The following is a 14,689-nucleotide window of genomic DNA, read 5'->3' on the forward strand; positions in this document are numbered from 1 at the left end:
CGAAAAAACTTTTAACCCATTGATTTAGATACAGAAATTCCCTCGTAAATTGATTCGCCGCCATCGACCACCATCATCGAAGCGCCACGCATCTATCTTTTTCGATAGGCAGATAATATATTCGATACCCATGAAAACAGTTGCTATCAGTATTCTCGGCACCACCATGGACCGGCGCGGCAAGGGCGATAAGCGCTGGGACAAGTGGCGGCCGACCGTTTCCATGTGCCAGCACGAAGACCTGCTGATCGACCGGCTGGAACTGCTGTTCGACAACCACTCCCAGGGCCTGGCCAACCAGGTCACCGAGGACATCGCGCTGGTGTCGCCGGAGACCGAGGTGGTTCACCACAAAGTGAACTTCCCGGACCCGTGGGATTTTGAGACGGTCTACAGCCAGCTACTGGATTTTGCCCGCGGCTACCAGTTCCGCCCCAACCGCGAGCGCTACCTGACGCATATCACCACCGGCTCCCACGTGGCGCAGATCTGCCTGTACCTACTGACGGAGGCGGGCTACCTGCCCGGCCAACTGCTGCAGACCTCCCCCGCCCGCCACAACAGCGATGCGCCCGGCCAGTACCAGGTAATTGACCTGGATCTATCCCGGTACGACCAGATTGCCTCGCGCTTCCAGAAGGAACACCAGGAAGGCACCGTCTACCTGAAGGGCGGCATCCAGACCAACAACGCGCCGTTCAACCGCATGATCGAGCAGCTGGAGAAAGTTTCCATCCGCTCCAACGCACCGATCCTGATCACCGGCCCCACCGGCGCCGGCAAGACCCAGCTGGCCCAGCGGGTGTACGAACTGCGCAAGCAACGCGGCAAGCTGGAGGGGCGGCTGGTGGCCATCAACTGCGCCACCCTGAAAGGGGAGAACACCATGTCTGCCCTGTTCGGCCACAAGAAAGGCGCCTTCACCGGCGCCACCGCCGACCGTGCCGGCCTGCTGAAGGAAGCCCACAAGGGACTGCTGTTCTTAGACGAGATCGGCGAGCTGGGGCTGGATGAGCAGGCCATGCTGCTGCGGGCCATCGAGGACAAGCGCTTTATCCCCTTTGGCTCGGACCACGAGGCCAGCAGTGACTTCCAGCTGATTGCCGGCACCAACAAGGACCTGGCCCAGAAAGCCAGGGAAGGCAGCTTCCGCGCCGACCTGCTGGCCCGGATCGACCTGTGGACCTACGAACTGCCATCCCTGCGCGACCGCATCGAGGACCTGGAACCCAATGTCGACTACGAACTGGAATCCTTCTCCAACAAGGCCGGGCACCTGGTGAGCTTCAATAAGGCAGCGCGGGAAAAATACCTGGCGTTCGGCCGTTCAGCCGACGCCACCTGGGCGGCCAACTTCCGCGACCTGAACGCCAGCATCACCCGTATGGCCACTCTCGCAGATGGCGGGCGCATTACGGTGGAGGTAGTGGATGAAGAGATCAGCCGCCTAAAGTACAAGTGGCATACGTCCGGGCACAGTGGGGAGCATGCCCGCAGTGCAGTGGAGAGCGTCCTGGGCAGCGGCCGCACCTCCGAGATGGATTACTACGACCAGCTCAAGCTGGCCGCCCTGATCGATGTGTGCCGGCGTTCCAGCTCCATGGCGGAGGCCGGGCGCAAGCTGTTTAACGTGAGCAGGCAGGCGAAAAAGTCGAATAACGACTCGCACCGGGTGAAGCAGCTGCTTGGCAAGCACGGGTTAAGGTTTGAAGACCTGAAGTGCTAGCCGCTGGGCCGGCATGAAAATTGGGCCCCGCTATCCATGCGGGTCACCTACCACGACTGGCCGCTACATGGATCTCACAACACCAATTAAGGGTTCCAGCAGGCCCCAGTAATGCAGCCCGAACGTGATACTGGCAATGCTCATCGCCAGCCCGACCATGACCCCGATAAAGTAGAGAACCGGCACCGTTGGGTAGATAACAGACTCGGAGGGATGGCGGGGGTTGTAATGCACCATCAGGCCAGGCCCAGTGCTGCGTAGCTTCTCCACAGTACCGATTGCTTTTTCCTCCCTCTGGGTGCCATAGCCTTCCCAGTGATAATTGCTTCCCGTGTATTCCCGGCCTCCCACCCTGTAGCTGTACAGAAGGTCCAGGCCGTAGAAATAGCTTGGGTTGCCCCCAGCGGAGGAACGCTTGAGGGACGTCTCAGCTTTCTGGAGCTGCGCAGAGGCCCGGGGCCAGTAGCGGGATGCGCGTGCCCGGCGCCACCCCTGCAGGTTAACCTTGATTACCGAGCAACCTAGTAGGCACCATGCCAGCAGTGCCGGAGCAAGGAATACTGTGGTACTGGCAAAGGCAGCCAATGCGCTCAGCAACAGAACTATCAAGATAATGCGGCCACTGTACTTCTCCTCGAAAGAGAGGCTCCGCTGTGGACGGGCTTGGGCTTGATCTAGTCGCTCTCTTATATAGTTGCCTTTCTGCTCGTACAAAGGTTGCTCCCCGTTAGGCGCCCGGATGTATTCTCGATCGAGAACGAACTTAATTTCACCCTACTCAGCGATATGAATATATCCCCGTCAAAGGAAGGCTTCTACCTGTCTTTTTAGTTCGCACATGTGAGCCCGCGCTTCTTCTGCGAATGCTTCATCCGTTTCTGAGAATCCCATTTCATAGGCGACCAGACTTCGCTGACCCACAAGTCGCAATTGCAATGTTACCTTGGTTGACGGCTTTATTGGCCTGTGAGGAACATCACTCGATGTTACTACATCTGAATAAACAGTATCGTGACGCGCCCTGATGTCTACCCTTTCGAAGCTATTAAGCGGAAGGGTACGGGTGAAGATAGGTTTTACTATCCCGTAATGGATTTTCACGACTTGCTCTGCCGGACAGATCTGAATGATTCTCCTACCAAACGAATACCAAAGAAAGAATGGAAGAAATGTGAATACCAGAACCACTAGCATCCAGCGTGGTGTTGGAGGAACCAAATCCAGAACCAGCAGTGGAGACGCCCAAAATACTGCGACAAAAAAATAGAAGACTCTGTGCCAGGGAGAAAATATCTCTTGGAATGTGAACACGCTTTTCCCTAAAGATTTCGCCATGAAGATCCCGCCTTACGCTAGTGCCCAAACCTGGACATCCACCAACTAAAAACGATTACGCACCATCCGCATTGAAAGCCCTTTCTGCTTGTGGAAAATGCTGGTTTATTTATCCACCTCACTGGATAGGCGGCTGAGTGGGAGCTGCAAGAAGTGGTGGAGCGCTGGCACCAGCTGTGCAGGGGCTCTGTGCTCTCCCATCACTACGTACGCAATGAGGCGCTGGGAGCTGCGGAGGTGGCATGCCTTACCGAGGTCAATTAAGTCTCGGGGCTCCGCTTTATTTGCCGGCACGCCAACATTTTACTCTGACCCAATTATTTTATTTTTTAAAACTATTGAATAATGGTTGTGTGAGACAGCCACTCGATGAGGTCCGTTACCGTTAGGAATGCCAGGACTATCACGATTACACAGAAAACCAGTGTTCCAATCTGGTCCCGAGTGATTCCGCGGCGTACAAATGCCTCTGCGGGGTTATCCGGGTTTACAAATAAATAACGGCCGTAAAGTCCCGCCCTGACCCGCTCTATATGATTCGTGGCATCGTGAAGTGTGGCGAAAAGCTCGCCGAGGTGGAGGTTTATGTCGTCATTAAGGCGCCGGTAGGTCTTCCCACCATACTCATATTCAAGCTCATATTTTGGCTTGTACCTGTGGTTGATGCCGTCCGAAGATCCTCGCTCAAAGATAACTGTTGACGAAGCAACTCGGTATTCCCGCGGGACCCAATCGTAGCTGCTACAAGATCTGCGCATAGACCCTGTCGTATATACCAGGCCCCAGATACCGAGAACTGTTACCAGCCCACATAACAGGTTGATCGAAAATTCGCCTGCGACGATATAGGCATAAATAGCGCTAAGTGCTGTCGCCAGAAGCAGCCATAAAAATAGTTTCACTTTAAGACTCATCTTTTCATCTGATACCAATAGTGTCTACTCCAATAGCAAATTAAACGTAACAGGTTCAACATATTAGGCCGCACTAATTCGTATTCTGGCTTATCAACTGGAATAAGTTTCCGCTTCCGGAAAATTTTCCAATATATCGTGTTCTGTGCTGCCACCCTCACGTAGAACTTCTCCAATTCGCAACTCAAATGAATAGCTGTGTATCTCTAGGAAGCCCCATACAATGAGGGAGAAGATGCTTATGATCATCCAATTACTGTGAGCAATCGAATCTAGAAAGTCGACTTCAGTCGGCCCCAAGAGCTTACTTGTTATCCAAAGCAATAAGATATTTACAAATGCACCTCTAGCGATACGATCTCTACTGCTTCTTGAATTTAATTCGCTTACAAGCTCTGGCTTCTTTGTGTACACGCTAATCAATCCTTTAGAGCTTGCTCCACTTTCTCCTAGAAAAATATTTCCGGCATTTTTACGTACATTTTCAAACTCATCTTTACGGAGGACATAGCCTTTAAGTAACGCCTTTAATGAATATTTCTTTATCGGGAACTTAGAGGTGATCATATAAGCAAGTGCGTCAATGAACATTCCTAACACGTAAACGACAGGTGTAATCATTACAGCCTGGGTAAGAGGAGCGGCAGCCTGAAATGGTACCTCCATCATTGGGAAAAGCCACAATAAGGCCATTGCGCCTACAACAAGGTATTCGATTAGTAGTCCTGGTAACGCCATGATTATTTCCGAGCTTTTAAGGTTGTGCGTAGGGTTCTATATGTAGAATTGCTCAATATCAGCTAGTTGTCAGCCTCAGCCGAGAAATTTTTCTGCGGAGTTCTTGGGCCAGCTTCTGCTTTTGAGCACCGTAGTGAAGTTGTCGGTGGCAATTAGGACACAGGGCGGCAGCATTGTTGATTGTATCTTCGCCCCCATCCGCGAGTCGCTCAACGTGGTGCACCTCTAAAAATGGCGAGCCATCTTCTCGCATGAAGGGCGCAGGATTACCACAGCACTCACAATTTCCAGCCGCCGTAGCTAATACCCAGGCCACTACTTCGGGGTCTCTGACAAACTGGGTTACTGAGGACTGCGTTGCAGGTGGCTTCTTGTTCCCCTTCGGCGGCAATGACGGCGGATTCTTCCGAAGCTTTTCAACGGAAGCCTCGAAGGCGGCGCTTGAACCAATGTGTTGCCCTTCACTGTCGGCAATGAGCCTTTCCAGAACCCGGATTACATTGGCTCCAACATTGCGTGCTGGCTTCAGACCTGAAATCCAGCGACGGCCTTGAAGGGCGTACACATATGAAATATTTTGCATTCGGTATTCATATGACTTGGGAGTACGGCCAAACCTATTTGCAAGCATTTCATAGTACGACTTCTTAGTGAACGCCTGCGCACTGCTTTCTCGTCGGTGCATTTCTACGTAGACATCTACAGATGCCTTAAGCTCTTCTTCTGTCCAGTTCTCACTCAAGGATTACCCCTAACATTATGATGCGTGCGTCGCCAAAGACTACGATGAGCGTATATTCTAGCCATCAGGTTTCTCGTCGATGCCAGCTATCCAAATCTTATTCTAACCCCACAGATTCAACGACAGGCTAAGCACCGCCTGTGCTTAGGTAGCGATCCCCGGGAGCCCATGCCGGAGCGGATGTCATTCCGGAGCCAGTACTATATTGGCCTACGTGGACCTGAATCCGATCCGCGCCAGAATGGCCGACACTACGGAAAGTTCGGACCACACCTCAATCCAGCGCCGCATCTCTGCTGCGAGAGATGGCCGCCAGCCGGACGTGCTGCTGTCCTTTGCAGGCGATCCCAGGGAAACCATGCCGGAGGGCATGCCGTTCCGGACGCAGGACTATATCGAGCTGGTGGACTGGAGCGGGCGCATTCTACGCAAAGGCAAGCACGGAGCTATCGATAGCAGTCTGCCGCCGATCCTCGAGCGGCTACAAATTGATCCAGGCACTGGCTGTATCTCAACCGTAACTTCGAGAGCCGCTTTAAGTCACTCGTCGTCAGCGTTCACACCGTGCGGAGTGCGTGAGAGCAGCTTGGCAAGCGCTGGACCCATGGCATTCGCGACTGCGAGCGCTGCTTATCCCCGCCGTCTACTCCCTAAAACCTTGCTTTGCTATTAACCGACGCTATCGCGGCCTTACTGCGAGGGTCTGGCTCGTATCAGGAACGCGATCTGCCGTGACTATACTCAATTCTCTTCTACGACGAGGCTTATCGTCCACCATTTAATACAAAGCAACCTAATTCGGATAAACCTACAGGGAACGACAAAATTGATGGGTGTCCTATTTATTTCCCCTCAACTAGTGGCAGGCTTCTCGCAGTTCCCCCTATAGTGAAAATTGCATTTTCACCTTCGGTGGCTATGTCTAGCTCTGTATTTTTCAAGGAGTTAATCGTATCTATTTTGGACTTCTCTGCAATTTCGGCGAGATCCTTTACAAGAGCGGCATTATCTTTCTTTAGTCTCTCCGCTACTTCTCTCCAAATTTGAGCCTCACGCTTTAATTTTTTAATCTCATTTGGATCTAGTGAATCCATAGCAGACTGTTCGGCTTTTGCTGCTTGCACTTCAAAATCATTAACTTGGCTGCTTGCCTTTTCTGCCATTTTGCCCTGTATTTTTTCGCTTATTATCTTGACAAGCGATGAAATAATCTCAATCAAATGCTGCTTAATTATTGGCCAAGCATATTCCTTAAACCATGGCCAAAATGTAGCCACTAAAAATTCTCTGACGGTGTTTACAATACTCATTACTTCCTCCTTAAGTCACCGACCTACGTAAATAAAGTACGATTTTCGTAATAAACTAAAAATTTCTGTTAGATTACCATCTTGGGAAGTTACTTTTTAGTTATTTCTCCCCACAAATCTCTCTTGAGCTTCAATAGTAACGTTTTCGTCCTTCCTACTCTTTTTTATTATTCGAAAGAATGTTTTCTACTTTAACTTAGCTCTTTTATTCACAACCACCAAAAGCGGCTGTTTCTGCGAAGTTGACTCGATGCAATTATTCAAATAGTGAGTGTTCTTTTTATTTGCAGTCCGGCCAATCAGGTTGAGGTATAAACTGTCTGGCCCGGTAATTCTTGACTGCCTTATTGAGCGGTGACTTCGGCCGCCTTGTCCACAGACCCGGAATAGCGCGCGGTAATATCCTCCAGCACCCAGTCCAGCACCGCATCCCGGCCCACGCGGTAATCCGCCCAGCGGGTTGGTATCAATACGTCCGGCTGGATACCCTGGGAGGCCTGGTCCTGGAAGCGGTACAGGCGCTTGGAGTAGTTGACTTCGATACCGGAGTTGGGCAGCGTGAAGCTGTCCATGTCCTGGTAACCCACCGGGTTGCCCCCGGTGGGTTCGCCTACCAGGGTGGCGTTAAACATTTCGCGGAAGTGGGCGGCGTTGCTCATGCCTGCGGAGAAGGTGGCGTTGCCGATCAGGGTGTAGATGCCGCCGTCCCAGTCCAGCCCGTCCACCAGGATCATCTGGTGGGCGAAGCGCAGGCCGACAAAGAAGTCGCCGCCGGTGTTGTCCCGCAGGTCAATGACCAGGTTGCGGATGCGGTGGTCGTCCAGGTACTCGCGCACATCCTCGGCAAAGGACCCCATGTCGGAGAAGGATGGGTAGCGGGCAAAGTAGACGTAGGCCACGCGACGCTCCTCATCGGCGGTCAGCCACAGGTACTCTGACTCGGTCACCAGCTTTTCCCCGAAGGGCACAATCTGCTCCGCGTAGCGGACGGTGACGCTCTCACGGTAATCCGAGCAGGAAATGGCTTCCAACGTGACCATTTCCCGCTGGCCACGCTCGTCCTCAAGGGTAAAGGTGGCGGAGGCAGGATCATCCACGATACCCAGGCCCGCCAGTATGTCTGCGACATTGAGGTGATACGGCAGGTGGCTGCGCAGGGAGTATTCGTTCTCCACGGTCTGTACCACGGGTTCCAGCTTTTCGACTACCTCTGCGGTGGGCATCTCCCCCACCGCCACCAGCTTGCGCCCCAGCAAGCGACGGTGTTCCGGCCCGGTACGCAGCAGGCGCAACTCGCCATCCATGAACTGGAACAGCAGCGGGTAATGCTGGTGATCCGTGCTCCAGAATGGCACGCGGGTATGGCCGTCTCCCACCAGCCGGCTGATGCGCATCAGCTCGACCATTACCTGATCTTCTGTGAGCCTGGGGAGGTCTTCCTTGAGGACTTGCAGTGCACCCTGGAAGTCGTGCTTACCAACTGAGTGATACAGGTTGATGTGCCGCTGTTCGAGCGTATGGCGATATACCTCGATATCATCCTGCCACTTCTCTGCCTCGGTAGGGGGCAATGCTGATGCGGAAGAACCGCTAAACAAGGCCAATCCGGCGAGGATGGCTACATGTAATCCTTTAAACATTCTTCTTCCTTGATCAATTTGCAGAGTTATTATTTTTGGCTATCCCTTCGAGCTCATAGGCCTCTCGATTCAAGCAGGATCATAAGTGCATTAGTGCGTCAATATTTTACTCTGACCCCAATTATTGTGCGTGTGAGCGGCTCGGCAAGCGCTGGGCACAGGGCGTTCGCGACTGTGAGCGTTACCTATCCCCGCCGTCTATTCCCTGAAACCTCGCTTTTCTCTTAACGGGCGCTATCGCATGCTTACTGCGAGGGGCTGGCTCGTGCCGGTAATGTTATCTGGCATCGCCTTCCACACATCATCTTTGCGGCGAAGCGAATTCCCCATCATCTAACACTTGGCAGCCGGGTTCGGAGCGGTCTACAGGGAATTGCCCAATTGATGGGTGTCCTTTTTATGTCCAATCCTTTTCGTGCCTGATTCCCAATTGGTGGGTGTCCTATTAATTTCCCGATTGGTGGGTGTCCTTTTATTCTTCTTTATTCGAGTTTCTTTGCCAAGTGCAATGCTAGGCCACTGATGACAATAGAGCTTCGTAATGAGCTTTGTCTGTCTGTAGATGTTTCATTATGTCGTCAACGGCATTACCTATATCACATACCAGGTCCGAATTATTGGCCAACCTTTCAATATTATTCAAGTGGCTAAAATAATGAAGTACTTTCAAAATTCTTTTAGATTTCTGGGCTCCAAACAACTGTTCTGCCCGCTGATCTACTGTATCTCGGGTGAAGCTTGGTATTCTAGAGTATGTATATAACTCGACAAACCGCCTTACCGCATTCGGTATTGACAAAAGCAACTCTAGGTCTTCCTTATCTTCGCTTTCATGGAAGCGATAAATAATACTGAAGAGATAGTGGTACTCCGAGGAATACATCTCGATTGACTTTGGTAAGTTAACGATTTTAGATTCCTTACTAGAAACTCTCTTGACCTGAAAATATGCACTTTTTTTATTTCCTAGCGGCAACTCTTTGAGCAGAGAAAAAAATTCGAAGTTATGAGTTGATATAAAGATTTGCTTGCACTTACATTGCCATTGCAAAGAGCCACCATCTTGATTTTCAAACTTTCCGAAGAAATAATCTTTAATCAATGCATTCACTTGGAATATGTGGTTGCTATCAAGACTCGAAATAGGATCATCAATATATACAATAACCTGATTAAGCTCCTTGAGCTCCGCTAACTTCGTTAGGAAGAATGAAAATGCAATGGCAGATTTTTCACCTTCACTCAGATTTTTGGCGAGACTCCCCTCTCTAGAAAGCCTAAATCTTTCATATCCATCTATCTCAACCACTTCAATCCGAATTTCGTCTCGGCCAAGAAAATTGGATATATATTCGTTAAGAACCTCTCTGCCTTTTTGAGCTTTACTTATCGAGGCCTGCAATTCCTGCACTTCAGCTTTAAAATTCTCAGCTATGCTTCTATATTTTTTCTTATGATTTGAGAGTATTTTTCTCTTAGCTACTTTTCTATCAATTTCATTATCTATCAGGAAGGTTGCCGCATAGTGCTTCTTTAGTTCATCAATAGCTACCTGTTTCTGATCATCAAAATTTTCAGTGGCCTTATTTGATCGATAAATTGCATCGTTTATCCGCTTCAACAATTCTCTGATTAAATCTTCGGGACCGCTAGAGTATAGAATTTCACCGACTTCTGAAAATGGCGCATCATGCTTCGCTTTAAGATTATTTATCAGTCTCTCAATTTGATGGTTATACTCCTCAATTGAGCTTTCGATACGAACGTTCAGCTCTTCAATGTTAGTTCTAAACTCTGGGTACAGCTGATTTTCATTAAGGTGCACGTAAGTTTTTGGGAGCTTTTCAGCATGCCTCATTAGACTTTTCAATTCTTCTTTATATCTGGCCAGATCTTTAGAGAAGTGTGATTTAAAATCTCTAATTCTTTTTTCTTCAATCTTCCCTCCACAAAACTCACAATTAGTCTTTCCCTCGTTTATAGATAGCCCTTTTTCAATCCAATCTGAAATGGCAGGGTTATCTCTCAAATACTCGATAACGGAAGAAAAGGAAGGTGTTTCCTTAAGTTTTGCGTTGCACTTGTCGAAAAACCCCCTTGCCCCAAGTTGTATACTTATGCTTTGAACTTTTTCTAATCTATCGGTATCAGTTGCTAATGCTTTCTTTAACTTAGATGTTACTTCGCTATCGCTTAGTACAGATTGGCTAATAGGTTTGGGCAAAAGAGCTATTGTTTTATCTAGATGAGTCGCTGTGTAGGCTTCTACTATATTGAGCGTGTTTTTGATTTGTTTAGCGGTGTTTGTTTTCAAGGAGCTGACCAGTTTTTCAATTTCTTTATCTACATTTTTCTTTTTCTTGTACCCAGTTCTACAGCGCTCAACCGAAATCGAAAGTTTTTCAATTTTCTTTTCGGCCTCAATAGTGTCTTCACCCAAAAGAAGAATGGGGTTGAAAGACTCACCGTCCCAACTCAAGTTGTTTTCAATAAATTCTGAATTGAACACCCTCACCAAAGGTGCGTTATCTTTGAAATTGTGCTCATCTAATTTTGTGCCATCCGTTAAATCAAACGTAAATTTTCCGGCCGGAAAATCAGGGTGGGTGGCTCTATGCTCTAAAGTTGAGAAGACTCTAGAAAAAGTAGTTTTTCCTGAATAGTTCCAACCATATATAATGTTTTTTTCATTAAAATCTTCAAGTTCGGATGAGCTACTGAAGTTGTTGAAGACACCAAATGACTGTATTTTCTTTAATGATTTTAACATCGCAACTCCACTTGGACGTTTCAGTTAGTCGCCGCTTTAGTGGTCGACCGAGCTGTCTGTTTATGCAATCCTCCGTAATCGGAACGATGTTGATTGGTTTTGTTTGCGGCAATCGCCATTAACTCATCGCTGTCATACGGTAGTGATTCAGAATCTTCCGAACTGAGTGCCTTTGCTGCCGCAAGTAGGTTATCTGCCGTAGCTCTCGATTCTGACCACATATTTTCAAGAAAGATCATGCTATCGTCATTGACCCTCCCTTCCTCCTTCAAAGACTCTATTCTTCGAACGATCATCGAGCTTCTTTTATTTGTTGAATGCGCCAACCCCATTAGTAAGTGAAAGGCTTGCTTATTCTGGCTTTTCTCTCTTTTTTCCTGAGATATCCAGTGGTATATGGTCACTGCATTAACAACCAGAGATAGCAATGTGATAAGGCTTAAGGAGACGTTGTTTGCATTGAGTATTTCAACCATTCTCAGAACTCACCTTTTATAACGTTCGCATCAGTGGCGGCTGAAGAGTAGCGTAAGTCGTCCCGCGCAGGAGCGTAGGGCCGAAGCTTACTGCCTGTGTTTGTTAATTGCTTTTTGCTTTGCTGCCGCTATAACGCTCAAACTCCATGCCTAGCAGCTTGAACTTCGCCGCATATGGTATAACCAAGAGTCCGACAAAAATACCAAGAAGGGTTAATTGCTGAGAACTGAATTTGTAAATATTTAGAATATCTAGAGTAAGAATTATGCCAACCAGGATAGCCATTAAGTAGCAAGCGAGACTGAAACTGTCTGTAACCCTATTAGATTTACTCTTTACTTCAACCTTATTCTGGGCACGACCACCAGTGAGCAGAGACTTGAATGACGGTGGCGATGGGATAAGTGTTACGCTGCCATCGGACTCATTGACAACACCAATTTTCTTGCCCCCTGTGTCGAAGATATATACAAGAGACAAAGGACTAGATGGAAGAAGTTTTGCGTATGATATAACTTGCCTTGCAGCGTTGCTTAAAGCGTTATCTCTGCACCCTTTCTTTACTTCGATTATAGCTACAACATCATTTGAGTCAGGGTCGATAATAGCTACATCAATGTATTTTCGATGCCCTTTTCCATCGCTGACAGCAAACTCAAAGCGAATGGAACTCTCTGGATAACCCAACTCTATCAATTCTTGAATTAGATAATTAATTGCTTCTACTTCTGTCAATGCTCAAAACTCCATATTACACTTAAAATTTTATTCGAAGGGCGCGCCTTTATATAAGCATTATGGGTCTATTATCTTCTGCGTCTCTGACAAAACGCGACACGCCGCGTTTTGCGGACTTTATTTCTGTCGTTTTATCACAATCCGTACCGCATTAGAGTCAAAGACTCACGCAAATTTCGCCGCGGATAGACGACGCGGCTAGTGATCCGCGTCCGGCTACTTGTGTCCCGATTGCATATGGACAGGCAACATCGGCGAGCTCATCCAGTGAGGACAAGTCAGCTTTTCCCTTTAGCATCCTCAACAAACCGCTCCATCTCCCCCTCCAACATCCCCATCGGCAAAGCCCCATTAGCCAATACCGCATCATGAAACGCCCGGATATCAAACTCCTCCCCCAGCTCCTTCTCCGCCTTCGCTCTGAGTTCGCGAATCTTGATCTCCCCCATCTTGTAAGACAGCGCCTGGCCCGGCCAGGAGATGTAGCGGTCTACCTCGGCGCGCACGTTGGCCGGTGACAGGGAGGTGTTGTCGGCCAGGAAGTCCAGCGCCTGCTGGCGGGTCCAGCCCTGGGAGTGGATGCCGGTGTCGATGACCAGGCGCGCGGCGCGCCACATTTCGTAGCTGAGGCGGCCGAAGTGCTCGTACGGCGTGGTGTAGATACCTTCCATCTCTTTGCCCAGGCGTTCGGTGTAGAGTGCCCAGCCCTCGCCGAAGGCGCTGATGTACAGGTTGCGGCGGAAGTCGGGGACGTTTTCCAGTTCCTGGCTGAGCGCGCCCTGCAGGTGGTGGCCGGGCACGGCCTCGTGCAGGGTCAGCGCCGGCAGTTCGTACAGGGGGCGCTGGTCCAGCGCGTGGGTGTTCACCCAGTAGGCGCCGCCGCGGGTGCCGCCGATGGCGGCCGGGTTGTAGGAGGCGGTGGTGTAGTTGGGGGCAATCTCGTCCGGCACCGGCACCACGCCGTAGGGCAGGCGCGGCAGCTTGCCGAAGAATTCCGGCAGGCGGTAGTCGATCTTCTTGGAGATGTAAGCGGCTTCCTTCAGCAGGCCCTCCGGGGTCTCGGCGTAGAACCGCGGATCGGTGCGCAGGAACTCGGTGAATTCCTCGAAGCTGCCGTCGAAGCCGCTCTCCTCGATCAGCGCCTCCATCTCGGCGCGGATGCGCGCTACCTCTTTCAGGCCCACCTGGTGGATCTGGTCCGGGGACAGGTCCAGGGTCACATAGCGGCGGATGGTGTAGCGGTAGTAGTCCTCGCCGCCGGGCAGCTGCTCGACGCCGATGGTCTCGGTGGCGGCATCCATGTAGTCGCCCTCGAGGAAGTCCGCCAGGCGCGCGAAGGCCGGCATGGCCACTTCACTGATCGCCTTTTTACCTTCGGCCTGCAGTTTTTCCTGTTCGCCTGCGGGCATGGAAGCGGGCATATGCGCGAACGGCTGGTAGAGGCTGCTTTGTGTCGGGTCTTTATAGACCTGGGCGCGCACGGTGGGCGCCACGCCCTGCACCACTATCTGCGGCAGCACGAAGCCGTCGCGGATGCCCTGGCGCATGTTGGCAATGTTCTCGTCGAAGTAGCGGCCGAAGTCGCGGATGCGGGCGATGTAATCCCGGTAGTCTTCCGCGCTGGTCATGGCCAGGCCGTCGCTGGCCCGCAGCGCGCCGGTGTAGAAACTGGAGAAGGTGTTGAAGGGGATGCGATCCAGGTACAGCTGGTTGTGGTCGACGGAGATACCCAGCACCCATTCCAGCAGGTCGCGGTTGACCCGGTCGCTGTCATCCAGCTTGCTGGCGTCTATCTTCTGCAGGCGGGCCAGGAACTGCTGCTCGGCCTTGAGGCGCCGCGCGCGGTCTTCCGGCGCCACGCCCGGCAGGCGATCGTTGTAGTCGGCCACGCCCATGCGCCCGGCCATGATGGGGTTTTCCCGCAGGCTGTACTGCCAGTGCTCATCGATGATGGCCTGCAGCCGGTCGGCTGCATCCGCGGCGCGGGCGCCGGGGGCGCTGGTGGTGACTGCCAGCCAGGTGGTGGCCAGCAGGATGGGCAGGAAATTGCGCAGACGGGCCGGGATGCTCGCCATAGTACTTCTCCACGATATCTGTGTGTTGTTGTTATCGTGCCCGATTTTTTTGTGATATGGGCCATGTGACGATATCACGACATGCACCGAAAAGGGGCAGCGGATGGCGGGTAATCGATTACACGAGATTGCACGGCGGTGCAGTTTTTTTCACGGGCGGGCCGCCCTTCCCCTATATAAGTAAGCGCTAACATTACTGGAGCCATCGATGTGGTGCGGCGGCG

12 protein-coding genes are annotated in these 14,689 nt (G+C 50.9%); 1 reads left to right on the top strand and 11 read right to left on the bottom strand.

Annotated elements, in window-relative coordinates:
* The first annotated feature begins 130 nt into the window (after positions 1–130).
* Complete coding sequence (rtcR, locus tag BLT26_RS15395; RefSeq protein WP_091516719.1) at positions 131–1,726, top strand: RNA repair transcriptional activator RtcR; 1,596 nt, start codon at positions 131–133, stop codon at positions 1,724–1,726.
* A 63-nt stretch (positions 1,727–1,789) separates the two neighbouring features.
* Here the strand turns inward: rtcR and BLT26_RS15400 are convergent, their stop codons facing one another.
* From BLT26_RS15400 to BLT26_RS15445, 11 genes are all read right to left on the bottom strand, one after another.
* The gene (locus BLT26_RS15400; protein ID WP_175453150.1) at positions 1,790–2,440 is read right to left on the bottom strand and encodes a DUF3592 domain-containing protein; all 651 of its coding nucleotides are present in this window, start codon (positions 2,438–2,440) and stop codon (positions 1,790–1,792) included.
* An 87-nt stretch (positions 2,441–2,527) separates the two neighbouring features.
* A complete protein-coding gene (locus BLT26_RS16425) occupies positions 2,528–3,061 on the bottom strand; it encodes a hypothetical protein (protein WP_139169628.1) in 534 nt (177 codons plus the stop codon).
* A 335-nt stretch (positions 3,062–3,396) separates the two neighbouring features.
* Positions 3,397–3,975 (bottom strand): DUF3592 domain-containing protein, encoded by a 579-nt coding sequence (locus BLT26_RS16775; RefSeq protein WP_091516724.1) that lies wholly within the window; start codon positions 3,973–3,975, stop codon positions 3,397–3,399.
* A 93-nt stretch (positions 3,976–4,068) separates the two neighbouring features.
* A complete protein-coding gene (locus BLT26_RS15410; RefSeq protein ID WP_139169629.1) occupies positions 4,069–4,713 on the bottom strand; it encodes a hypothetical protein in 645 nt (214 codons plus the stop codon).
* Between the two features lie 58 nt (positions 4,714–4,771).
* Positions 4,772–5,455 carry an HNH endonuclease gene (locus BLT26_RS15415; RefSeq protein ID WP_091516733.1) on the bottom strand — a complete coding sequence of 228 codons (684 nt, stop codon included), beginning with the start codon at positions 5,453–5,455 and terminating at the stop codon, positions 4,772–4,774.
* Positions 5,456–6,297: 842 nt separating this feature from the next.
* Positions 6,298–6,765 (bottom strand): hypothetical protein, encoded by a 468-nt coding sequence (locus BLT26_RS15425; RefSeq protein WP_091516741.1) that lies wholly within the window; start codon positions 6,763–6,765, stop codon positions 6,298–6,300.
* A 344-nt stretch (positions 6,766–7,109) separates the two neighbouring features.
* Positions 7,110–8,405 (bottom strand): S41 family peptidase, encoded by a 1,296-nt coding sequence (locus tag BLT26_RS15430; protein ID WP_091516744.1) that lies wholly within the window; start codon positions 8,403–8,405, stop codon positions 7,110–7,112.
* Positions 8,406–8,916: 511 nt separating this feature from the next.
* Positions 8,917–11,175, bottom strand: a complete 2,259-nt coding sequence (locus tag BLT26_RS15435) for an AAA family ATPase (RefSeq protein ID WP_091516748.1) — start codon at positions 11,173–11,175, stop codon at positions 8,917–8,919.
* A 20-nt stretch (positions 11,176–11,195) separates the two neighbouring features.
* Positions 11,196–11,651: a hypothetical protein gene (locus BLT26_RS16430; protein ID WP_139169632.1), complete on the bottom strand. Its 456-nt coding sequence runs from the start codon at positions 11,649–11,651 to the stop codon at positions 11,196–11,198.
* 103 nt (positions 11,652–11,754) lie between these two features.
* Positions 11,755–12,387, bottom strand: a complete 633-nt coding sequence (locus BLT26_RS15440; RefSeq protein ID WP_091516751.1) for a type I restriction enzyme HsdR N-terminal domain-containing protein — start codon at positions 12,385–12,387, stop codon at positions 11,755–11,757.
* A gap of 281 nt (positions 12,388–12,668) precedes the next feature.
* Positions 12,669–14,465: a DUF885 domain-containing protein gene (locus tag BLT26_RS15445; protein WP_091516753.1), complete on the bottom strand. Its 1,797-nt coding sequence runs from the start codon at positions 14,463–14,465 to the stop codon at positions 12,669–12,671.
* Positions 14,466–14,689 lie beyond the last annotated feature (224 nt).

The sequence above is a fragment of the Microbulbifer yueqingensis genome (assembly GCF_900100355.1).
Lineage (GTDB): Bacteria > Pseudomonadota > Gammaproteobacteria > Pseudomonadales > Cellvibrionaceae > Microbulbifer > Microbulbifer yueqingensis.